Source organism: Thioalkalivibrio sp. ALE28 (assembly GCF_000377425.1).
Lineage (GTDB): Bacteria > Pseudomonadota > Gammaproteobacteria > Ectothiorhodospirales > Ectothiorhodospiraceae > Thioalkalivibrio.
The window spans coordinates 108,867-130,064 of sequence record NZ_KB898094.1; the positions used below are offsets into that span (position 1 = coordinate 108,867).

20 protein-coding genes are annotated in these 21,198 nt (G+C 66.6%); 7 read left to right on the plus strand and 13 right to left on the minus strand.

All coding sequences use genetic code 11. The annotated features are described in order from the left end of the window. Positions 1-47: 47 nt before the first annotated feature. The 5 genes from uvrB to D105_RS0102645 all read left to right on the plus strand — a co-directional run bounded on the left by uvrB (position 48) and on the right by D105_RS0102645 (position 5,095). Positions 48-2,078 carry an excinuclease ABC subunit UvrB gene (uvrB, locus tag D105_RS0102625; protein ID WP_018877393.1) on the plus strand — a complete coding sequence of 677 codons (2,031 nt, stop codon included), beginning with the start codon at positions 48-50 and terminating at the stop codon, positions 2,076-2,078. A 41-nt stretch (positions 2,079-2,119) separates the two neighbouring features. After that, positions 2,120-3,163, plus strand: coding sequence for a beta-N-acetylhexosaminidase (nagZ, locus tag D105_RS0102630; RefSeq protein ID WP_018877394.1), 1,044 nt, complete (start codon positions 2,120-2,122; stop codon positions 3,161-3,163). Between the two features lie 109 nt (positions 3,164-3,272). After that, positions 3,273-3,641 (plus strand): DsrE family protein, encoded by a 369-nt coding sequence (locus D105_RS0102635; protein ID WP_018866315.1) that lies wholly within the window; start codon positions 3,273-3,275, stop codon positions 3,639-3,641. 135 nt (positions 3,642-3,776) lie between these two features. Next, positions 3,777-4,343, plus strand: a complete 567-nt coding sequence (locus D105_RS0102640) for a hypoxanthine-guanine phosphoribosyltransferase (RefSeq protein ID WP_018877395.1) — start codon at positions 3,777-3,779, stop codon at positions 4,341-4,343. After that, a complete protein-coding gene (locus tag D105_RS0102645) occupies positions 4,343-5,095 on the plus strand; it encodes an S-methyl-5'-thioinosine phosphorylase (protein WP_018877396.1) in 753 nt (250 codons plus the stop codon). The genes D105_RS0102640 and D105_RS0102645 overlap by 1 nt, the downstream gene beginning before the upstream one ends. Positions 5,096-5,346: 251 nt before the next feature. On the opposite strand, the gene D105_RS0102650 is transcribed toward D105_RS0102645, so the two are convergent. After that, the gene (locus D105_RS0102650; RefSeq protein ID WP_018877397.1) at positions 5,347-6,705 is read right to left on the minus strand and encodes an adenosylmethionine--8-amino-7-oxononanoate transaminase; all 1,359 of its coding nucleotides are present in this window, start codon (positions 6,703-6,705) and stop codon (positions 5,347-5,349) included. 38 nt (positions 6,706-6,743) lie between these two features. Beyond that, entirely contained in the window at positions 6,744-8,114 is a 1,371-nt protein-coding gene (locus tag D105_RS0102655) for a KamA family radical SAM protein (RefSeq protein ID WP_018877398.1), read from the minus strand. 289 nt (positions 8,115-8,403) lie between these two features. On the opposite strand from D105_RS0102655, the gene D105_RS0102660 reads away from it, so the two are divergent. Next, positions 8,404-9,537: an aminotransferase class V-fold PLP-dependent enzyme gene (locus tag D105_RS0102660; RefSeq protein WP_018877399.1), complete on the plus strand. Its 1,134-nt coding sequence runs from the start codon at positions 8,404-8,406 to the stop codon at positions 9,535-9,537. Positions 9,538-9,642: 105 nt separating this feature from the next. On the opposite strand, the gene D105_RS0102665 is transcribed toward D105_RS0102660, so the two are convergent. The 10 genes from D105_RS0102665 to fabD form a co-directional block, all read right to left on the minus strand. After that, the gene (locus D105_RS0102665) at positions 9,643-9,981 is read right to left on the minus strand and encodes a PilZ domain-containing protein (RefSeq protein WP_017941553.1); all 339 of its coding nucleotides are present in this window, start codon (positions 9,979-9,981) and stop codon (positions 9,643-9,645) included. Between the two features lie 101 nt (positions 9,982-10,082). Further along, on the minus strand, positions 10,083-11,072 hold the full coding sequence (locus D105_RS0102670; protein WP_018877400.1) for a hypothetical protein: 990 nt from the start codon (positions 11,070-11,072) through the stop codon (positions 10,083-10,085). 3 nt (positions 11,073-11,075) lie between these two features. Continuing rightward, positions 11,076-11,732 (minus strand): dTMP kinase, encoded by a 657-nt coding sequence (gene tmk / locus D105_RS0102675; RefSeq protein WP_018879112.1) that lies wholly within the window; start codon positions 11,730-11,732, stop codon positions 11,076-11,078. Between the two features lie 15 nt (positions 11,733-11,747). Continuing rightward, the gene (gene mltG / locus D105_RS0102680; RefSeq protein WP_018877402.1) at positions 11,748-12,782 is read right to left on the minus strand and encodes an endolytic transglycosylase MltG; all 1,035 of its coding nucleotides are present in this window, start codon (positions 12,780-12,782) and stop codon (positions 11,748-11,750) included. Further along, the gene (gene pabC / locus D105_RS0102685) at positions 12,769-13,581 is read right to left on the minus strand and encodes an aminodeoxychorismate lyase (protein ID WP_018877403.1); all 813 of its coding nucleotides are present in this window, start codon (positions 13,579-13,581) and stop codon (positions 12,769-12,771) included. Before pabC ends, mltG begins: the two co-directional genes overlap by 14 nt. Next, positions 13,578-14,927, minus strand: coding sequence for an aminodeoxychorismate synthase component I (locus tag D105_RS0102690; protein ID WP_018877404.1), 1,350 nt, complete (start codon positions 14,925-14,927; stop codon positions 13,578-13,580). Before D105_RS0102690 ends, pabC begins: the two co-directional genes overlap by 4 nt. 15 nt (positions 14,928-14,942) lie before the next feature. After that, positions 14,943-16,163, minus strand: a complete 1,221-nt coding sequence (fabF, locus tag D105_RS0102695) for a beta-ketoacyl-ACP synthase II (protein WP_018877405.1) — start codon at positions 16,161-16,163, stop codon at positions 14,943-14,945. Positions 16,164-16,292: 129 nt separating this feature from the next. Next, positions 16,293-16,532, minus strand: a complete 240-nt coding sequence (gene acpP, locus D105_RS0102700) for an acyl carrier protein (protein ID WP_017941560.1) — start codon at positions 16,530-16,532, stop codon at positions 16,293-16,295. Between the two features lie 128 nt (positions 16,533-16,660). Continuing rightward, a complete protein-coding gene (gene fabG / locus D105_RS0102705; protein WP_018866327.1) occupies positions 16,661-17,398 on the minus strand; it encodes a 3-oxoacyl-ACP reductase FabG in 738 nt (245 codons plus the stop codon). A gap of 57 nt (positions 17,399-17,455) precedes the next feature. Continuing rightward, complete coding sequence (gene fabD / locus D105_RS0102710) at positions 17,456-18,406, minus strand: ACP S-malonyltransferase (protein WP_081619267.1); 951 nt, start codon at positions 18,404-18,406, stop codon at positions 17,456-17,458. Positions 18,407-18,616: 210 nt separating this feature from the next. Here fabD and infA point away from each other — a divergent pair, with 210 nt between their 5' ends. Further along, positions 18,617-18,835, plus strand: coding sequence for a translation initiation factor IF-1 (gene infA, locus D105_RS0102715; RefSeq protein WP_012982660.1), 219 nt, complete (start codon positions 18,617-18,619; stop codon positions 18,833-18,835). 90 nt (positions 18,836-18,925) lie between these two features. On the opposite strand, the gene clpA is transcribed toward infA, so the two are convergent. Then, positions 18,926-21,196: an ATP-dependent Clp protease ATP-binding subunit ClpA gene (clpA, locus tag D105_RS0102720; RefSeq protein WP_018877407.1), complete on the minus strand. Its 2,271-nt coding sequence runs from the start codon at positions 21,194-21,196 to the stop codon at positions 18,926-18,928. Positions 21,197-21,198 lie beyond the last annotated feature (2 nt).

Below are 21,198 nucleotides of genomic sequence, written 5' to 3' on the forward strand. Positions count from 1 at the left end.
CGAGCGGTCGGGGCGAAATGATACTGAAATCAGGCGCGGAGGATAAGGTGCAGCCAGGCGAAGGCGAACAATTCAAGGTCGTATCGGAGTATCAGCCGGCGGGCGATCAGCCGACGGCGATCCGCGCGCTGACCGAGGGGCTGGAGGCCGGCCTCGCGCACCAGGTGCTGCTCGGCGTAACCGGATCGGGCAAGACCTTCACCATCGCCAACGTGATCGAGCAGGTACAGCGCCCCACCATCATCCTGGCACCCAACAAGACGCTTGCGGCGCAGTTGTACGGGGAATTCAAGGAGTTCTTCCCGCACAACACGGTGGAGTACTTCGTTTCCTACTACGACTACTACCAGCCGGAGGCCTACGTCCCGTCGTCGGACACCTACATCGAGAAGGACGCCTCGATCAACGATCACATCGAGCAGATGCGCCTGTCCGCCACCCGTGCGCTGCTGGAGCGGCGCGACGCAATCATCGTGGCCTCGGTGTCGGCCATCTACGGCCTGGGCGACCCGCGCAAGTATCTGTCGATGGTGCTGCACGTCGAGCGCGGCGACCGGATCGACCAGCGCGACCTGCTGCGGCGTCTGGCGGAACTGCAGTACACCCGCAACGACACCGAACTGCGGCGCGCCACCTACCGCGTACGCGGCGAGGTGATCGACATCCACCCGGCAGAATCCGACAGCGAGGCGGTGCGCATCGAGCTGTTCGACGACGAGGTGGAGCGGCTGTCGTACTTCGACCCGCTCACCGGCGAACAGCTGCGCACGGTGCCGCGTCTGACGATCTACCCCAAGACGCACTACGTAACCCCGCGCGAGACCCTGCTGGAGGCCGTGGACCACATCCGCGACGAACTCAAGGAGCGCCTGGAATTCCTGCGCAAGGAGGATCGTCTGGTCGAGGCTCAGCGTCTGGAACAGCGCACGCTGTTCGACCTGGAGATGATCCTGGAGATCGGGTACTGCAACGGGATCGAAAACTATTCGCGCTACCTCTCCGGACGCGCCCCGGGCGAGCCGCCGCCGACCTTTTTCGACTACCTGCCGAAGGATGCGTTGCTAGTCATCGACGAATCCCATGTCTCGGTGCCCCAGGTCGGCGGGATGTACAAGGGCGACCGCTCGCGCAAGGAGACCCTGGTGGAATACGGCTTCCGCCTGCCATCGGCCCTGGACAACCGTCCGCTGCGCTTCGAGGAGTTCGAGGACCTGATGCCGCAGACCATCTACGTCTCGGCCACCCCGGGTCCGTACGAGCGCGAACATGCCGGGGCGATTGTCGACCAGGTGGTCCGCCCGACCGGGCTGCTGGACCCGGAACTGGAGGTCCGTCAGGCCGGTACGCAGGTGGACGACGTCCTCTCGGAGGTGCGCGATCGCGTCGAACGCGACGAACGGGTGCTGATCACCACCCTGACCAAGCGCATGGCCGAGGACCTGACGGATTACCTCACCGAACACGGCGTGCGCGTGCGCTATCTGCACTCGGATATCGACACGGTGGAACGCATGGAGATCATCCGCGACCTGCGACTGGGGGAGTTCGACGTCCTGGTCGGGATCAACCTGCTGCGCGAGGGGCTGGATATGCCCGAGGTCTCCCTGGTGGCGATCCTGGACGCGGACAAGGAGGGCTTCCTGCGCTCCGACCGCTCGCTGATCCAGACCATTGGCCGCGCCGCGCGCAACGTGAACGGCAAGGCCATCCTTTACGCCGACAAGATCACCGGCTCCATGCAACGTGCGATCGACGAGACCGAGCGCCGCCGGGCCAAGCAGATCGAGCACAATGAGGCCCACGGGATCACCCCCCAGGGCATCCGCAAGAACATCGCGGACATCCTCGAGGCGCGCAACGCCACGCCCGGTTCCGGCGGCCGCCGCGGGCGGAAGGTCGCGGAGGAGGGCGCTGATTATCTGGGGGCGCCGGAGAACGCGGCGAAGGAGATCGAGCGCCTCGAACAGGAGATGTTCGCAAAAGCACGCGACCTCGAATTCGAGGAGGCGGCCCGCATCCGCGATCGCATCGAGAAGCTCAAGGCACTCGCCTTTCTCCCCGAAGCCTCGCTATCCTGAAAAGATGGCTCCCGCGGGAGCGCCGATTCGAGCCTTGAGTGATGCCCCAGAACGACCCCTTGCCCCTGGGTCCGGTGATGCTCGACGTCACCGGAATCGAACTCACCCCGGAAGATCGCGAACGCCTGCGACATCCCGCCACCGGCGGGGTGATCCTGTTTGCCCGCAATGCCGGCACGCCGACGCAGATCCAGGCGCTGGTCGCCGCGATCCGCGCCGAGCGCCCCGGCATCCTGATCGCCGTGGATCAGGAAGGCGGGCGCGTGCAGCGCCTGCGCGAGGGCTTCACCGCGATCCCGCCCATGCGCCAGCTGGGCCACGTCTACGACTACGACCGCAACAAGGCCTGTGAACTGGCGCATGCGACCGGCGAGCTGCTCGCGCGGGAACTGCGCGCACTGGATATCGATTTCAGTTTCACGCCCGTCCTCGACCGCGATCTGGAGATCAGTGACGTCATCGGCGACCGGGCGTTTCATTACGACCCGGACGTGATCGCACGCCTCGCCGGCGAACTGATCCGGGGCCTGGCTGCCGCCGGCATGGCCGCGGTCGGCAAGCACTTCCCGGGGCACGGTGCCGTGAAGGCGGATTCCCATGTCGCGCTGCCGGTGGATGATCGCCCCCTGTCCGAAATCGAGAATCAGGATCTCGAGGCCTTCCGGCCCGTGCTTGGAGATCTCGAGGGGATCATGCCGGCGCACGTCCTGTACCCTCAGGTCGACGGCTATCCCGCCGGATTCTCGCGTGTCTGGCTGCAGGACATCCTCCGCCGCGAGCTGCGCTATCGCGGCGCCATCCTCAGCGATGACCTGGCCATGGCGGGCGCCGAGGGGATCGGCGACCCCGCGGAACGGGCGGCCGCCGCACGCGCCGCCGGCTGCGACATGGTGCTGATCTGCAACGAGCCGAAACAGGCCGACCGGATCCTGGAGGCCCAGGTGGATCAGCCCCTGTCCGCCGAATCGGCGCGCCGCCTGGAACGCCTGCGCGCACGGCCCGTCGATGCCGATCCAAACCGCCTCCCGGCGCTTCGCGCGCAGCTCGATCGCTGGCTCCGCGCAAGCCAGCTCGCCACCGCCTGAACCGGGCGGCGCATTGGCGCCCGCGCGTCGAGGCGCCTATAATGCGCCACCGGTCTGCGATTGAGCAGCTAGTAATATTCACACTCACCACTGAAGTTGGAGATCCAAAATGGCCGACAAGCTCCTGATCGTCATGGTCAACACCGACCCGAGCAACGCTTCCGAACTGGGTGCCCCGTTCTTCCAGGCCACTGTCGCCGCCGCGATGGAATACGACGTTGAAGTCGTGATGACCGGTCGTGCCGGCGAACTCGCCAAGAAGGGCGTGGCCGAAAACCTGTTCGTGCAGGAAGGCTCCAGCAAGAGCGTCTACGACTTCATGAAGGATGCCCACGAGGCCGGCGTCGTGATGAAGGTCTGCACCCCGACCCTGGATCTGTGGGGCAACGACCTGATCCCGGAAATCGAGGAAACCGTGGGCGGCGCCTACGTGATCTCCGAAGCGATGGACGACGACACGGTGACCTTCACCTACTAAGGTCCTCGACCTTCGTCTGCCAGCCGGCCGGCCCTTGTGCCGGCCGGTTGCGTTTCCGGGGTCCGGAATTTGCGAGCTTGCCTCGCTCCGGATGCTCGGACATGATTTCCCGCACCGACACCCCCAGGACATGCCATGAGCCCGGAACAGGCGCGAGCCACGCTGCGTGATGCCGACTGTCTCTTCAGCCGTGACGCCGTCGAGACCGCGATCGACCGTCTGGCCGAACGCACGGCGGTCGCGCTGAAGGACCGCAATCCGCTGGTGATGGGCGTGATGAACGGGGGTGTGGTGCTGATGGGCGGGCTGCTGACGCGCTGGTCGTTCCCGATGCAGGTCGACTACCTGCATGCCACGCGGTATCGCGGCGGCACCCGCGGCGGCGACCAGCTGCACTGGCTTGCGCGTCCCCAGGCGGCCCTGCAGGACCGTACCGTCGTGATCGTCGACGACATCCTCGACGGCGGCATTACGCTGGAAGGCATCAAGACCTTCTGCGAAGAGCAGGGCGCTCGGCAGGTCATCTCCATCGTCCTGGTCGACAAGCACAACCCCGACCGGGATCCGGCGATCACCGTCGACTACGCGGCCCTGGAGGCGCCCAACCGCTACCTGTTCGGGTACGGTATGGACTACCAGGACTACCTGCGCAACGCGCCCGGCATCTTCGCCGTGGCCGACCACCAGGGAAGCACTGATTAATGTCCGCACCCCGCATCGCCGTCATCGGCGGCACCGGTCTGACCCGACTGAAAGACCTGCAGATCACCCGACGCCAGGTGATGCACACGCCCTATGGGGAGCCCTCCGGCCCGCTGGTTTTTGGCCGGCTGAACGACATCGAGATCGTGTTCCTCCCGCGCCACGGGGCGCGCCACACCATCCCGCCACACCAGGTGAACTACCGGGCCAATATCTGGGCACTGCACAACGTCGGTATCGACAACGTGGTCGCCGTCGCCGCGGTCGGCGGGATCACCGAGGAGATGAAGCCGGGGGTGGTCGCGATCCCGGACCAGATCATCGACTACACCTGGTCACGCGCGAACACGTTTTTCGAAGGCGGTGACCTGGAAGAGGTCACCCATATCGACATGACCTGGCCGTACAACGAGGCGGTTCGCCAGACCCTGATCCGGGCGATCGACGAGCTCGGGATCGAGGCGGTGGAGGACGGGACCTACGGCGCGACTCAGGGGCCACGCCTGGAGACGGCCGCGGAGATCGACCGACTGGAACGCGACGGCTGCGACCTGGTCGGCATGACCGGCATGCCCGAGGCGGCCCTGGCGCGCGAAGTGGGCCTCAACTATGCCTGCTGCGCCGTGATCGCCAACTGGGCCGCCGGCCGGGCCGAGGGCGAGATCACCATGGACGACATCGCGGCCAATCTGGATGTGGGCATGACGCGGGTCAAACAGATCCTGACCCACGTGATCAGCAGTCTTTCCTGAGAACCGCCGGAGCCCGGCCAAGGCCGGATTCGGGCATGGACACGCAAGAGAGGGGCAAGACCGGGGGAGATACCGGCGACTGACCTGAAACCCGCCAACCGTCGCTCACCTCGGATTTAACATAATATGTATTATGCGTCGTTTCCGTTGGAGCAGCGGCGTGCCGGAATGGTCTCGACGCCTGGGTATCCCGCGTCGCGGCATGCGAATCGCCCGACACCCAAAACCGCGGACCCGATGCAGCGCTCCGTTCAGGCGCTCACCGCCTTTTCGATGCCCTCGGTCATCACCTCGACCAGAAAGTCGACCTGATCCTCGGTGATCACGTACGGCGGCATCAGATAGCTCACGTTCCCCAGCGGTCGCAGCAAGGCGCCCCGGGTCAGGCCATGGCGATAGATGTGCAGGCCGCGGCGCTCCTGCCATGGGTATGGCGTCCGCTGTTGCTTGTCCTGCGCCAGTTCCACCGCCGCAATCATGCCGTGCTGGCGGACATCGGCGACGTGTGGATGATCTTTCAAGGGTTCAAGCCGTTTCTGGATATGGGATGCAAGCTCCCGGTTTCTCTCGAGAACGGGATCCGATTGAAAGATATCCAGGGTGGCCAGTGCCGCCCTGCACGCCAGCGGATTCCCGGTGTAGGAATGGGAGTGCAGGAACATGTTGAGCTTTTCGTAATCGTCGTAGAACGCCTGGTAGATCGAGTCCGTGGTGAGCACCGCGGCCATGGGCAGATAACCAGCGGTCAGCCCCTTCGACAGGCACAGGAAATCGGGCGTGATCGGCCCCTGTTCGCAGGCGAACAGCGTGCCGGTGCGCCCGAAGCCCACGGCGATCTCGTCGGCGATCAGGTGCACGCCGTGACGGTCACAGGCCTCGCGCAGTAGCCGCAGGTATTCCGGGTCGTACATGCGCATGTGGCCCGCGCACTGGACCAGGGGTTCGACGATGACCGCGGCGACCTCATCGGCATGCGCCGCAAGCGCCTGTTCCATGTGCACGAACTGGCGGCGCGCCACGTCGGCGCAGGTTTCGCCGTCCTCGCGGTCGAAACAGTCCGGGGCCGGCACCGTGATCACATCCAGCATCAGGGGTTCGTAAGTGGCGCTGTAGAGCGGCACATCGCTCACCGAAAGCGCGCCCAGAGTCTCGCCGTGGTAGCTGTTCGACAGCCGAATGAAGCGGGTCTTTTGCGGGCGATCGACGTTGCGCCAGTAGTGAAAACTCATCTTCAGGGCGACTTCCACCCCGGCACTGCCGTTGTCCGCCAGGAACACCCGCTCCAGCCCGTCGGGGGTGATGTCGATCAGGCGTTCGCACAGCTCCACGACCGGTTCGTGGGTGCAGCCCGCGAGGATCACATGCTCCAGCCGGTCCAGCTGATCCTTGACCGCATCGCCGATACGCGGATTGGCGTGGCCAAAGAGGTTGACCCACCAGGAGCTGATCGCGTCCAGGTAGCGGTTGCCGTCGAAATCGTAGAGCCAGACACCCTCCCCGCGCTGGATCGGGAGCAGCGGGAGGGTGCCCTCCTCGCCGTAATCCTTCATCTGGGTGCAGGGATGCCAGAGGGCGCGCAGGTCGCGTTGCTTCAGGGTGTTGTTGTCCATGGAGCGTATTGTGCCAAAGCCGCTCGCATAGAAGGCGGTTACTGACCGGATTCGGCCTTCATCGCGGCCCGTTCGTCCTCGAAGAAGAAGCGCTCCTCGCCAAAGGCCGGCTCCAGCTGATCCAGCCAGGTGGCCTGGTCGTCATAACGCGCGAAGAAGGGCCGCTGTACCCAGTCGGGATTGCGCGCCTGAATAAACCGCAGCACGAATACCTTCTCGCCCTGGATCTCCGCCACGCCCTGGATCTCGACCTTGCCGGGTTCCGCGCTCATCGAGGGGCCCCGGGCGGTGCGACCCAGTCCGGAAACCTGCTGCATGGCCTCGCGATAGATCTCCCAGGCCCGGGCCAGTGGCACCTCGAAATAGCGTCGGGCGCCGGTGTCGCGCTCGACGAACATGTAGTACGGGATGATCCCCAGGCGGACCTCTTCTCGCCACAGATCCGCCCATGCGGATGCATCATCGTTGATGTGCCGCAGCAACGGGCCCTGGGCACGGATCTCGGCACCGGTATCCCGGACGCGGCGGATCGCCTCGCGCGCGATCGGGGTACGCAGCTCGTGGGGATGGTTGTAATGCGCCATCAGCGCCACGTGCTTCCCCGCCTCCGCGAGTCGCTCCAGGAGATGCAGGAGCTCGTCCGCGTCACTGTCCGTGACGAAGCGATAGGGCCAGAACGTTAGGGCCTTGGTGCCGATGCGAATGGTCTGGACATGGGCCAGATCCGACTCCAGCAATCCTTCCAGGTAGGCCTTCAGGTGCTTGGTTTTCATCACCAGCGGGTCGCCGCCCGTCATCAGCAGGTCGCTGATCTCCGTGTGGCTGCGCAGGTAGTCGTGCAGCAATCCGGCATCGGTACTGGCGATCCGCAGTTCCTTGTCTCCGACAAACTGGGCCCAGCGAAAGCAGAAGGTACAATAGCTGTGGCAGGTCTGCCCCTGTCCGGGGAAGAACAGGACCGTCTCGCGGTACTTGTGCTGCAGCCCGTTGATCACTTCGCCCGCCTCCTCGCTTGGGCGATTGAGCTCCATCTGCCCGGCGGGATGCGGGTTCAACGCCTGGCGCAACTCGCGTGCCAGCGCCTGGATCTCGTCACGCCCCGCCCCCCTTCGGTGCAGCTGTGCCATGCGCTCGAAGGCCTCGGGAGCGAGCATGTCCCGTTGCGGAAAGGTCAGCTGGAACATGGGATCGTCGGGGACGCGGTCCCAGTCGATCAGCTCCTCGATCACGTACTCGTTGACCCGGAACGGCAGCACGCTGGCGACCACGCGCATTTCGAACCGCATGGCCTCCGGCAGCGCCGCGACCGCCGGAATACGGTCAAGCGAACGGTCATTGAAGACCCGGAATTCGCGCGGCTCGACCGCCCCGAGCTCGGGGTCCTGATAGAACTGGACAACGGAATTCATCCGTCCCTCCTGTACTGGCAAGGTGCAAAACGGCGCAGCGCCTGCGGGAGGCCGGAAGGCGCGGTGGACGAGGCCATGCGGCCGCTGCGAGGGCCCGTTCACCAAACCCGATGACATGGATTGAGGCGCAGACCCGGGGTATTCAGGGAGCCCGCAAATTAACAACTTGCCCGGGGAATCACAACAAGCGCCTGACACGCGGCACCGGTCACGGCGGCTCTGGCGCGCGCTCGGTGTTCTACGGGCCGCCCGACTGGGTTACCCTTCGGGCCCGGCCCAGGAGGATCGCATGCACCCGGAATTTCCGCAGGAAGGGATTATCCATCTCAACCATGCCGCCGTCGGCCCATGGCCGCGACGCACCGAGGAGGCGGTCTGCCAGTTCGCCCATACGAACGTCGTCCATGGTTCGCGCGACTACCTCCAGTGGCTGCGGCATGTCGATGCAACCCGGGCGCTCGCCCGCACGCTGATCGGCGCCCCGTCGGCCGAGGATATCGCCTTCGTCAAGAACACCTCGGAGGCGCTGTCGATGGTGGCCTTCGGCCTCGACTGGTGCCCGGGCGACAACGTCGTGTTCCCGGCCCACGAGTTTCCGTCCAACCGCGTGGTCTGGCTGGCCGCGGCCGAGCGCTTCGGCATCGAGGCCCGCGAGGTGCCGGTTGGTCCGGAGCCGGAACGCGATCTTCTGGCCGCCTGCGACGGGCATACGCGCCTGGTCGCCACCAGTGCGGTACGCTACGACTCCGGGATGCGCATCGACATCCAGGCGCTGGGCGCTGAACTGCGCGCGCGCAGCATCCTGTTCTGCGTCGACGCGATCCAGCACCTGGGCGCCCTGCCCTTTGATGCGCCCGGTTGTCATGCCGATTTCGTGATGGCGGATGCGCACAAGTGGATGCTGGCGCCGGAGGGGATCGGGGTGTTCTACGTGAACCCGGAGGCGCGCGAGCAGCTGACGCTGCAGGAATACGGCTGGAACATGCTGGCGCATGCCGGTGACTTCTCCAACCCCGGCATCGAACCAGCCACCAGCGCCCGGCGGTTTGAGCCGGGCAGCCCGAATATGCTGGGGATTCACGCCCTGCACGCCAGCCTGTCGCTGCTGCTGGAGACCGGGCTCGAGACCATCGACCACGAAATCCGCGAGCACTGGCTGCACCTGGAGGACGGGTTGCGCAGCCAGGGATGCCGCATCCTGACACCGCGCGGCCGGCGCGCCGGCATCCTCACCTTCCGGCCACCGGTGGACGATCTGGATGCGCTGTATGCCCGGCTTCAGGGGTACGGGGTGCTGTGTGCCCTGCGCGGCGGCGGGATCCGCTTTGCACCCCACTTCTATCTGACGCGGGAGCAGATCGACCGCGCGCTGGAGTGCCTGGCCGAGGCCATCCGCGAGAACGCGGCTGCAGGCGTACGCTGAGGGTGGCGGATGCGGGTCGACAAGGGGACCCGGACGCGGCGAGCTGCGGCGGGTGACGGGCTCGAACGGCAAGCCCGCCCGAACACCCTGGCCTTTGCCCGGCGGCTAGAACGTGTGGGTCTTGCGGTCCGAGTTCAGCATACCGCCCAGGTGCTCCTCGATGCGGCGATGAGTCACGCCCTTGTCGGACTTGTTGAACTGCACGCCGATGCCGCGCAGGCGGTTGCCCTGCGCCCGTGGCGGGGTGATCCAGACTACCGTGCAGGGCGTCGGCAGGCGGTCCGAATCCTCCAGCAGTGACAGCAGCAGGAAGACTTGATCCCCGAGCTTGTAAGCCTTGTCGGTCGGGATGAACAGCCCGCCATTGGTCACGAACGGCATGTACGCCGCATACAGCGCGGGTTTTTCCTTGATTGCCAAGGTGAGCATGCCCTGCCCGGCCATAGACCCTCCCGTGTGACCTGATTACGTGCTGGGCCAAGGAGTATCGCCCATCGATGCGATCGCGCGCCACCCCGTTGCCGCTCGCGGCGTGAGTTATGCAGCTACTTCGCCTGGAAATTCAGGGCGATATCCTCCATGCGCAGCTGCGGGTTCAGCTGACGGCTCGCCTGGCGTTGCCAGACCAGCGCCCGCGCGGACAGCTCGGCCAGGCGTCGCGCGCCGGCACGCCGGGCAAAGCCCTCCAGAAGATCGCGCGGGAATTGCCGGCCAAAGGCATCCGGCTCGCCGTTGACCGCCAGACGCTGGGCCGACACCAGCAGGGCCTGGATCCGCGGAATCAGGGATTCCGGCAGGCTGCGCTGCAGGGTAGCCGCCATTGCGTGCACGCTGGCGCCACGCAACAACGCGGTCAGGGCCTCGCGGTCCTGTTCCCAGCGACCCATGCGTTCGGGGTCGGTCAGGATCTCGCGGGCGGCCAGCGGTCGCCCGAGGCTGGCTGCATAGGCCTCGTCCACCGCTGCCGGATTATCCGAGAACCCGCGCAGCCAGGCCGTCGCGTCCGCCGGGGCCGGATTGGCGATCTCGATGGTCTGACAGCGGCTGCGGATCGTCGCCGGCAGACGCGCGGGCTGCGCCGCCTCGAGGATCAGCATCGCCCCGGTCGGCGGTTCTTCCAGGGTCTTGAGCAAGGCATTTGCGGCATTCGCGTTCAGGGCGTCGGCCGGGCGGATGATCACGGAGCGCAGATCCCCCGACCCGGACAGCGACAGGAAGTCGATCGCCTCGCGGGCCGCGGCGATCAGGATCTCCTTCCCGGCCTCCTCCGGTTCCAGGGCCATCACCTCCGGGTGCACACCGGTACTGAAGCTGCGGCAGGCGTTACACTCGCCGCAGGCCGCTTCCTCGCCGCTGGCGCGCTGGCACAACAGTGCCTGAACCAGCGCGGTGGTCAGCAGGGCCTTGCCCACCCCGGTCGCGCCGTGGATCAGCAGACCGGTGGGCAGGCGGCCGTCACGTCCGCGCCGGACCAGTCCGCTCCACGGCGCCTGCAGCCAGGGCGGCAGCGCCTCCCGGGTGTCGGTTCCCTCCATCCTTCAGCCGCCCCCCAGCGCGTGCAGCGGCAGGCGCTCCCGCACGCCCGCCAGGATCCGCTCGGCCACGGTGTCCGGATCCGCCGCTCCATCCACCACCAGGTATCGGTCGGGGGCCTTTGCCGCGCGCTGGCGATACGCCTCGCGCGCGCGCTCGAAGAAGTCCAGCGCCTCTCGCTCGATCCGGTCACGGCGCCCCCGCTGCACCGCCCGTTCCAGTCCGGTCTCGGGGGCAATATCCAGCAGGATCACCAGATCCGGCCGCAGCTCGCCCTGCAACCAGTCTTCCAGACGGGCCACTCGGTGGTCGCCCAGGCCCCTCCCCGCGCCCTGGTAAGCGAAGGAGGCGTCGGTAAAGCGGTCGCTGAGCACCCAGTCGCCCGCGTCCAGGGCTGGCCGGATGATCTCGGCCAGATGCTGGGCCCGCGCCGCGAACATCAGCAACAATTCCGCCTCCGGGCACATCCCGGGCAGATCCGGATCCAGCAGCAACCCGCGCAGGCGCTCGCCCAGCGCGGTTCCGCCCGGCTCGCGCGTGACGCGCAGGCTGTGGCCGGCGGCGCGCAATCGAGCCTCCAGCCGCTCGATCTGGGTGGTCTTGCCCGAGCCCTCGATACCCTCAAGCACCAGAAAACGACCAGGATGGGGTGAGCGATCCATGCGCAGGGGCTCCCGTTAGCGGTTGCGGATGCCGTAGCGGCTGCCGTCCCCGCCCAGCTGGTAGCGGATCACGGCCTCGCGGTGTTCGCGATAGGTCTGGGAGAAATGATGGCTGCCATCGCCGCGCGAAACAAAGAACAGGTCGTCGGTATCCGCCGGCCGCGCGGCGGCCTCCAGGGCGGCCCGCCCCGGCAGCGCGATCGGCGTCGGGGGCAACCCCGCGCGCGTGTAGGTGTTGTAGGGGTGGTCACGATCCAGCTCGGCCCGCGTCAGCCGCTGCACGCCCGGTTCCTGCACGTACAGCAGGGTCGGGTCGGTCTGCAGTCGCATGCCGCGCTTCAGCCGATTCACGAATACGCCCGCTACCCGGTCCCGCTCGTCCCCACGCCCGGTCTCGCGCTCGATGATCGAGGCCAGGATCAGCAGCTCATAGGGGGAATCCACCGGGTGGTCCTCGATACGGCCTTCCCAGGCCCGCTCCAGGTGCAGGCGCATGGCCTGATGGGCGCGCTCCAGCACCGTCAGGGCCTCGGTGCCGGAGCCGAAGAAATAGGTATCCGGAAGAAACCAGCCTTCCGGATGATCCAGGTCCGACAAGCCCAGGGTCTCGAGGAGGTTGTGAACCCCGACCGACTCCGGCGGACCGACCAGCTCCGGATGTTCGCGCAGCGCGCTCAGTGCCTGGCGGATGGTCCAGCCCTCGGGAAAGGTCAGGCGATGCTGGATGACCTCGCCCCGGGCCATCGCGTGCAGCAGATCGCGCGGCGTCATCCCCGGGGTCACTGCGTACTCGCCGGCCTGTAGCCGCGGCGCAAGCCCCTGGCGCCGCCCGTAGACCTCCGCCACCCAGGCGGACTCGATCCAGCCGCGCTCAGCAAACGAACGGCTGACCGAGCGCAGCCCCTGACCCGATTCAAGCTGGTAGCGTTCCGAGGCGTCCAGCGCCAGGGGCGTGTCCAGTTGTGCCCGGTAGTGTTCGCCCAACCACCAGGCGGTGCCCAGGGCAAGCGCGACCACCAGAGCCAGGACGGCGAGACTAATGCGCTTCATGCAACGCGATTCCCATGCGGTAGAGCGGATCATCCTGCCACGCGCGCCCCGGATTGTCCGCTTCAGCCAGCACCGCCGGGGTCATCCCGAGACGTGCATTCGTTATGTAGATACCGTCGGCCTGCCTGATCCGTTCGGTCTCCGGATATTCCTCGACCACGGAGAATCCAAACCCTGCCGCATGATCGAGGATCCAGGCCCGCCGGGTCCCGGCAATCCCGGCCTGGTCGAGCGGGGGCGTCAGCAGCTGCTGCCCCTCGCGCACCCAGAGATTGCCCTGGGTGGCGCTGATCACCCGCCCCAGTGCATCGCAAACGATCGCTTCCTCCCAGCCAGTTTCCCAGTGGCTGCGTACCATCACCTGTTCCAGGCGGCTGGTGTGCTTGAGCCCCGCGAGCGCCGGGTTCACCCCAACGGGGACGGCCGACCAGCCCAGAACCAGGGGGCTCCGGTCGCCGGGTGGCGTGGCGTCCAGCGCGGGCCCGGCACTGACGATCCGCGTGGGTGCCGGATGGGCGGGTGGCGCGTACCCTCGGGGCCCTCCGCCACGCGTAATCGTCACCCGCACCAGGCATTCGGGCCCGTGCGCCACCCGTGCCACTTCCTCGAGAATCTGCCCTTCCTCGGGCTCCGGGAAGCCCAGCTGGCGCAGGCCCCGCCACAGCCGATCCCGGTGGTACGCCCACAATTGCGGCTGGCTCGAACGCACGCGCAGGGTCTCGAACAGCCCATCCCCGAGCAGCAGCCCGCGATCACCCACCGAGACGTTCTCGTCCGGTTCCCCGTTCACCAGGATCACGAAAGCGCCTCGTTGTGCACGCCCAGCGCCTCCAGAAGACCCCTTGCCTTGTGCCGGGTCTCCTCGAGCTCGCGCTCCGGGTCCGAGTCAGCCACGATGCCGGCACCGGCGCGGAAGCGCAGCTCGTTCCCGTGCGCAACGAGCGTACGGATCAGGATGTTGGTATCCATGCGCCCGTGCCGGCTAACGTAGCCACAGGCGCCGGTATAGGCGCCACGCGGCGCGTACTGCTCCAGTTCCTGGATGATCTGCATGCTGCGAATCTTCGGGCACCCGGTGATGGTGCCCCCGGGGAAGACCGCCCGCAGGACATCAGCGGCCGTGGTCCCGGGGCGCAGGCGCCCGACGATGCTCGAGACAATGTGGTGCACCCGGCGATAGCTCTCGATGGTCATCAGCTCCGCGACCCGCACGCTGCCAATCTCGGCCACCCGCCCGACATCGTTGCGTTCCAGGTCCACCAGCATCACATGTTCGGCCCGCTCTTTAAGATTAAAGTTCAACTCACTGAAAAGACGCCGATCCTTATCGGCGTCCGCATCCCGTCTGCGGGTCCCCGCGATCGGCCGGGTCTCGATTTCGCCCCGCTCTACCGACACCAGGCGTTCCGGCGAGGAGCTGATCACGTGGGCCCCCGGCAACTGCAGCCAGGCGGCAAACGGGGCCGCATTCGCCTGACGCAGGCGCATATACAGCACCGCCGGATCCAGCGGTGCGGCCGCCGTGGCCTGCCATTCCCGCGACAGATTGACCTGGAAGGTGTCGCCGGCCCGAATGTACTCGAGGCCGCGAAGAACCGCCTCGCGGTACCGGGCCGGATCCTCCTCCTGCAACGAAAGATCGGGCAACGGGCTGCACGCCGCGTCCGCATCCTCCTGTACTGCCTCCAGGTCCCGCTCGACCTGCGCCCGGCGCTCGGCATCGTCCGTTTCGTCCACGAACCATGTCCGGCCCGCGTGGTAATCATGGATCAGGGCCGCGGGAAAATAGGTCAGCAGCGCGTCCGGCAGCCAGGGATCCGACCGGCATTCACCCAGCGCCGGCTCCAGGCCCCAGGACAGCTCGTATCCCGCGTAGAGGAACCACCCTCCGAGGAACGGGAGATGGGCATGGGGCGTGTCGTCCGGGGCCAGCTCCGGTACCCCGGACAGGTCCTGGTCCAGCGCCTGCAGGATATCCTCGCCCGCCGCGGTCGAAAGGGTTCGACCGGGAAAGGCAAACAGGATGGAGAAGCGTGCCGGGGCCTGCCCGATGAGGGCCGACTCCAGCAGGTGCGGGTAGCGTTCGGGGAATCGCCGCGCCAGGGCCGCGAAATCGACCCCGGCGGCCAGTGGATGGACCGCCATGGCGGCGCCGCAGCGTCAGATGCTGCGGAACACCAGCGTGCCGTTGGTGCCGCCGAACCCGAAGGAGTTGGACAGGCCGACCTTGGTGCTCATCTCGCGCGCTTCGTTGGCCACATAGTCCAGATCGCAGCCCTCGCTCGGGTTTTCCAGGTTGATGGTCGGCGGCGACACCTGATCGCGCAGGGCCAGCGCCGTGAAAACGCCCTCGATCCCGCCGGCGGCCCCCAGCAGGTGGCCGGTCATCGACTTGGTGGAGTTCACCAGAAGCTTGTAGGCATGGTCGCCGAAGGCCTTCTTCAGCCCCTGGGTCTCCGCCAGGTCGCCCGCCGGCGTCGAGGTCCCGTGCGCATTGATATACCCGACCTCTTCCGGATTCACGCCGGCATCCTTGAGCGCCCGGTGCATGCACTTGGCGGCGCCGGAGCCATCCTGGATGGGCTGCGTCATGTGGTGGGCATCCGCGTTCCAGGCGAACCCCGCGACCTCGCAGTAGATGTTCGCCCCGCGAGCCTTCGCATGCTCGTACTCTTCCAGCATCATCACGCCAGCGCCATCGCTAAGCACGAAGCCGTCACGATCCTGGTCCCAGGGGCGGGACGCGCGTTCCGGATCGTCGTTGCGGGTGGACAGCGCGCGAGCCGCGGCAAAGCCGCCGATGCCCAGCGGCGTGGTCGCCATCTCGGCCCCGCCGGCCACCATCGCATCGGCGTCGCCGTAGGCGATCATGCGCGCCGCGTCGCCGATGTTGTGGGTGCCGGTGGCACAGGCCGAGACGATGGAGATGTTCGGGCCCTGCAGGTTGCGCATGATGGACAGATTGCCAGCCACCATGTTGATGATCGCACTGGGCACGAAGAATGGCGAGATCTTGCGCGCCCCGCCCTTCAGGTATGCCCCGTAGGAACGTTCGATATACGGCAGACCGCCGATGCCGGAGCCGATCGCGACCCCGATGCGTTCGGCGTTCTCCTCGGTCACCTCCAGTCCGGAGTCGTCCAGGGCCTGAAGCCCCGCGGCCAGCCCGTAGAGGACGAAGGTGTCCATCTTTTTCTGATCTTTCGTCGGGACGTAATCATTGGCCTCGAAATCCCGAACGGCGCCGGAGATCTTCACCGGCATGTCCGAGGCATCGAAGACATCGATGGGGGAAATGCCGCTCTTGCCGGCCTTGATGTTGCTCCAGGCCTTGTCGATAGTGGATCCGACCGGGGAAACAATCCCCAGCCCGGTAATCACGACACGTCGCTTAGCCAATGATGTTCTCCTCGAAAGACTGAAATACGCGTTCAGCGAAACGACGAAGGGCCGCCCTGCGCGCAGGAAGGCCCGTTCGCGTCGTCCTGACCGGCGCCCGGAGGCGTCGGATCAGTCCTTCATGTGCTCGTTGATATAGTCGATCGCCTGCTGCACGGTGGTGATCTTTTCCGCCTGCTCGTCGGGGATCTCGGTCTCGAATTCTTCTTCGAGCGCCATCACCAGTTCCACCGTGTCCAGCGAGTCCGCACCCAGGTCGTCAACGAAAGCGGCGGCGTTGGTCACGTCCTCTTCCTTGACTCCCAGTTGCTCGACAACGATCTTCTTGACGCGTTCTTCAATGCTACTCATGGTTCAGAAATCCCCTTCGGTGTGAGGCGGCTTCGTTGAAAGGTCCGCCATTCTAGAGAAAAGCCCCGCCGCGATCTAGCGATCCGTGCAGCGAGCCATGCGGGCGGCACGCGGCCTGCCCGCCGTGATCAATGCATGAACATCCCGCCGTTCACGTGCAGGGTCTCGCCGGTGATGTAACCGGCCTCCTCGGACGCGAGGAAACCCACCGCCGCGGCGATCTCCTCCGGCGCGCCGAGGCGCCCCAGCGGGATCTGGCCCAGCAGGGCCGCTTTCGTGTCATCGCCCAGCTCGCGGGTCATGTCGGTATCGATGAACCCGGGGGCGACCGTGTTCACCGTGATACTGCGGCTGCCGACCTCGCGCGCCAGCGACCGGGCAAACCCGGCCAGGCCCGCCTTGGCCGCCGCATAGTTGGTCTGTCCCGCGTTGCCGGTGGAGCCGACCACCGACCCGATCAGGATGATACGGCCGCGGCGCAGCTTCATCATGCCCTTCAGCAGGCGCTGGGTCAGGCGCACGGCGGCGGAGAGGTTGGTGTCGATGATCGCATCCCACTCCTCGTCCTTCATGCGCATGAAAAGGTTGTCGCGGGTAATGCCGGCGTTGTTCACCAGCACCTCGATCGGGCCTTCCTGCGCCTGGATCGCCTGCAGGCCGGCGGCGACGGAATCGGCGTCGGTGACGTCCATGGCGATGCCGCGGCCGCCCCATTCCTTCAGGGCCTCGGTGATCCGCTCGGCGCCGGCGTCACTGGTGGCGGTGCCTACCACCTGCAGGCCCTGCTCGGCCAGACGCCGGGCGATGGCGGCGCCAATGCCGCGGCTGGCGCCGGTTACCAGGGCTACACGTTTGCTGTCAGACATGGTTGTGCCTTTGCTTCATGTGAGAGGGAGTCGCGAACCGCGGCGGCGCGAGCGCGCTCAGGATGCGTCCGACCCCAGGCGTTCCAGGGTGGCGTTCAGCGTGTCGCGATCGGCGACATCGAACAATTCCAGATCGCGGTCGATGCGCTTAGCCAGTCCGGTCAGCACGCGCCCGGGCCCGCACTCGACCTGCACCGCCACGCCCTGCTCGCGCAGACCGCGAATGTTCTCGACCCAGCGCACGGGCCGGTACAGCTGCGCGGCCAGGTTGTCCTTGATGGTCTCCGCCGAATCCGCCGGCGCGGCCGTCACATTCTGCCAGACCGGGATGCTCGGCGAGCTGAAGCGGGTGCTGTCCAGCGCGGCCTGCAGGCGCTCGGCCGCCGGCTGCATCAGGGCGCAGTGCGAGGGAACCGAGACCGGAAGCTTCAGGGCGCGCTTGGCGCCGGCGTCCTTCGCCGCCCCCACCGCACGGTCCACCGCCGCGGCATTACCCGCGATGACCACCTGGCCCGGGGCGTTCAGATTGACCGCCTCCAGCACCTCGCCACCCGCATGCTCGCTGCAAAGGGCCTGCACCGCGGCATCGTCGAGCCCGAGGATCGCGGCCATCGCGCCCTCGCCTTCCGGGACCGCCGCCTGCATCGCCCGGGCGCGTTCCGCGACCAGCCGTACCGCATCGGGGAAGCGCAGCACGCCCGCGGCCACCAGGGCGCTGTACTCGCCGAGACTGTGACCGGCAACCGCCTGCGGGCGCGCGGTGGTCTGCTCGCTCAGCAGTCGCCAGGCGGCAACCCCCGCGGCCAGCATCACCGGCTGGGTCCATTCGGTCTGGTTCAGCTGCTCGACCGGGCCGTGTTGGCACAGGCTCCAGAGATCGGCGTCGAGGCAGTCCGACGCCTCCTGAAAGGTGTCACGGACAATGGCATGGTCGTCGCCCAGATCGGCCAGCATGCCGGTGGACTGGGACCCCTGGCCGGGAAAAACGGCTGCCCAAGAAGTTGTCATTCGCAATGGTCTCGCGCGTGAAAGCGCGCGTAGTGTAGGCGGTCAGGGAAATCGCGGCAAACGCGGCGGCCGGCTCGTTCCACACGCGCGCCGCGGCCCTCGCCCCGTCGATCCACGCCGTGGACCGGCCCTGCGAGGCGCGCCATGACTTGTGTTCCGCTGGTGCATCCGGATAATGTCGCCACCTTGATTCAATACGAGAGGAACTGTATGGCGAAGGAAGACGAAATCGAGCTGGAGGGTACCGTCGTCGAGACGCTCCCGAACACCACCTTCCGGGTGGAGCTCGAAAATGGGCACACGATCACGGCGCACATCTCCGGCAAGATGCGCAAGCATTACATCCGGATCCTGCGCGGCGACAAGGTGATCGTGCAGATGACGCCCTATGACCTGACCAAGGGTCGCATCGTCTACCGCAACAAGTAAGTTCGCCTCTCCAACGAAGAAGCCCCGGCAGGACCGGGGCTTCTTCATTTGCGGGCCCTTGCGCGGGCCCGGTTATGCCAGCACGCCGCATCAGGACGACACGGCCGTCTCCTGGATATCCAGCTCCAGCCCGGACTCGCCCAGTCGGACCACCACCTCGCCGCCGTGCGCCAGACGGCCGAACAGCAGCTCGTCGGCCAGCGGCTTCTTGATGTGCTCCTGCAGGGTGCGGGCCATCGGTCGCGCACCCATCTTGACGTCGTAGCCATGCTCGGCCAGCCAGGCCCGGGCGTCCGGCTCCACCGTCAGGTGGACCTTCTTCTCGTCGAGCTGGGCCTGCAGCTGAGTCAGGAACTTGTCGACCACATTGAGGATGGTCGCCTCGTCCAGCGGCCCGAACTGGATGGTCGCATCCAGCCGGTTGCGGAACTCCGGCGTAAAGGTCCGCTTGATCGCCTCCATCGCATCGCTGGAGTGGTCCTGCTGGGTAAAGCCCACCGACGGGCGGCTGGCCTGCTCGGCACCGGCGTTGGTGGTCATCACCAGGATCACATTGCGGAAGTCCACCTCGCGTCCGTTGGCATCCGTCAGCGTGCCGTGGTCCATGACCTGCAGGAGCACATTGAAGACGTCCGGGTGAGCCTTCTCGATCTCGTCCAGCAGCAGCACGGAATGCGGATGCTTCAGGATGGCGTCAGTGAGCAGCCCGCCCTCGTCATACCCCACATAGCCGGGCGGTGCCCCGATCAGGCGGGAGACCGTGTGGCGCTCCATATACTCGGACATGTCGAACCGCGCCAGGTGGATGCCCATCTGCTGCGCCAGCTGACGGGTGACCTCGGTCTTGCCGACCCCCGTCGGCCCGGCAAACAGGAACGAGCCGATCGGCTTGTCCATGTCGCCCAGACCGGAGCGTGCCATCTTGATGGCTGTCGCCAGGGTGCCGATCGCCTCGTCCTGGCCAAACACGGTCATCTTCAGGTTGCGGTCGAGGTTGCGCAGGGTCTCCTTGTCGGAGCTGGAAACCGACTTCGGCGGGATGCGCGCGATCTTCGCCACGATACTCTCGATATCCTGCACACCGATGGTCTTCTTGCGCTGGCTGGCCGGCTGCAGCTGGCGGCTGGCCCCGGCCTCGTCGATCAGGTCGATCGCCTTGTCCGGCAGGAAGCGGTCGGTGATGTAACGGTCGGCCAGCTCCGCCGCCGCCCGCAGCGCCGGCTTGGTAAACCGTACGTTGTGGTGCAGCTCGAAGCGGGATTTCAGACCGCGCAGGATCTGCTCGGTCTCGTCGACCGTCGGCTCGGGCACCTCGATCTTCTGGAAACGCCGCGCCAGGGCGCGATCCTTCTCGAAGATGCCGCGGTATTCCTGGTAGGTCGTGGAACCGATGCACTTCAGCTCGCCCGAGGCGAGCATCGGCTTGATCAGGTTGGAGGCATCCATCACCCCGCCGGAGGCCGCGCCGGCCCCGATGATGGTGTGAATCTCGTCGATGAACAGCACCGCCCCCGGCTCCTTCTTGAGCTGGGCCAGAACGCCCTTCAGGCGCTTCTCGAAGTCGCCGCGGTATTTGGTCCCCGCGACCAGCGCCCCCAGGTCCAGGGCATAGACGGTCGCGGATTCGATCGCCTCGGGCACCTGCTCGTCGACGATGCGCCGCGCCAGACCCTCGGCAATGGCGGTCTTGCCGACCCCGGCCTCACCGACCAGCAACGGGTTGTTCTTCCGCCGGCGGCAGAGGATCTGGATGGTGCGTTCGATCTCGTGATCGCGCCCGATCAGCGGGTCGATCTCGTCCTTGCGCGCCTTGTCGTTGAGGTTGGTGGCATAGAGCTGCAGCGCGTTGGTCTTTTCCTCGCGCTCGCCCTCCACCGGCTCGGCCTGGGACTCGTTCGAGTTCGGCTGCGCCCCGAGTTCGTCCTCACCCACCTTGGAGATCCCGTGCGAGATGAAGTTGACGACATCCAGGCGCGAGATGTTCTGCTGCCCCAGCACGTACAGCGCCTGGCTGTCCTGTTCGCCGAACAGGGCCACCAGGACGTTGGCGCCGGAGACCTCCTTGCGTCCGCTGGACTGCACATGAAACACGGCCCGCTGCAGCACGCGCTGGAAGCCCAGCGTCGGCTGCGTCTCGCGCGAATCGTTCGGCGGGATGCGCGGCGTGTTCTCGTCGATATAGGCCTCCAGCTCGTCGCGGATGCGATCGAGATCGCCCCCGCAGGCCCGCAGCACCGTGGCCGCGCTGGGATTCTGCGCCAGCGCCATCAGCAGATGCTCAACGGTCACGAACTCGTGACGTTTTTCGCGGGCCTCCTTGAAGACCATGTTCAGGCTGAATTCGAGTTCCTTGTCGAGCATGG

What these genes read in the sequence shown, in the direction of transcription:
- nagZ (WP_018877394.1), top strand. Translation starts at nt 2,120, where the DNA reads ATGCCCCAGAACGACCCCTTGCCCCTGGGTCCGGTGATGCTCGACGTC.
- D105_RS0102635 (WP_018866315.1), top strand. Translation starts at nt 3,273, where the DNA reads ATGGCCGACAAGCTCCTGATCGTCATGGTCAACACCGACCCGAGCAAC.
- D105_RS0102640 (WP_018877395.1), top strand. Translation starts at nt 3,777, where the DNA reads ATGAGCCCGGAACAGGCGCGAGCCACGCTGCGTGATGCCGACTGTCTC.
- D105_RS0102645 (WP_018877396.1), top strand. Translation starts at nt 4,343, where the DNA reads ATGTCCGCACCCCGCATCGCCGTCATCGGCGGCACCGGTCTGACCCGA.
- D105_RS0102650 (WP_018877397.1), bottom strand. Translation starts at nt 6,705, where the DNA reads ATGGACAACAACACCCTGAAGCAACGCGACCTGCGCGCCCTCTGGCAT.
- D105_RS0102655 (WP_018877398.1), bottom strand. Translation starts at nt 8,114, where the DNA reads ATGAATTCCGTTGTCCAGTTCTATCAGGACCCCGAGCTCGGGGCGGTC.
- D105_RS0102660 (WP_018877399.1), top strand. Translation starts at nt 8,404, where the DNA reads ATGCACCCGGAATTTCCGCAGGAAGGGATTATCCATCTCAACCATGCC.
- D105_RS0102665 (WP_017941553.1), bottom strand. Translation starts at nt 9,981, where the DNA reads ATGGCCGGGCAGGGCATGCTCACCTTGGCAATCAAGGAAAAACCCGCG.
- D105_RS0102670 (WP_018877400.1), bottom strand. Translation starts at nt 11,072, where the DNA reads ATGGAGGGAACCGACACCCGGGAGGCGCTGCCGCCCTGGCTGCAGGCG.
- tmk (WP_018879112.1), bottom strand. Translation starts at nt 11,732, where the DNA reads ATGGATCGCTCACCCCATCCTGGTCGTTTTCTGGTGCTTGAGGGTATC.
- mltG (WP_018877402.1), bottom strand. Translation starts at nt 12,782, where the DNA reads ATGAAGCGCATTAGTCTCGCCGTCCTGGCTCTGGTGGTCGCGCTTGCC.
- D105_RS0102690 (WP_018877404.1), bottom strand. Translation starts at nt 14,927, where the DNA reads ATGGCGGTCCATCCACTGGCCGCCGGGGTCGATTTCGCGGCCCTGGCG.
- acpP (WP_017941560.1), bottom strand. Translation starts at nt 16,532, where the DNA reads ATGAGTAGCATTGAAGAACGCGTCAAGAAGATCGTTGTCGAGCAACTG.
- fabG (WP_018866327.1), bottom strand. Translation starts at nt 17,398, where the DNA reads ATGTCTGACAGCAAACGTGTAGCCCTGGTAACCGGCGCCAGCCGCGGC.
- fabD (WP_081619267.1), bottom strand. Translation starts at nt 18,406, where the DNA reads ATGACAACTTCTTGGGCAGCCGTTTTTCCCGGCCAGGGGTCCCAGTCC.
- infA (WP_012982660.1), top strand. Translation starts at nt 18,617, where the DNA reads ATGGCGAAGGAAGACGAAATCGAGCTGGAGGGTACCGTCGTCGAGACG.
- clpA (WP_018877407.1), bottom strand. Translation starts at nt 21,196, where the DNA reads ATGCTCGACAAGGAACTCGAATTCAGCCTGAACATGGTCTTCAAGGAG.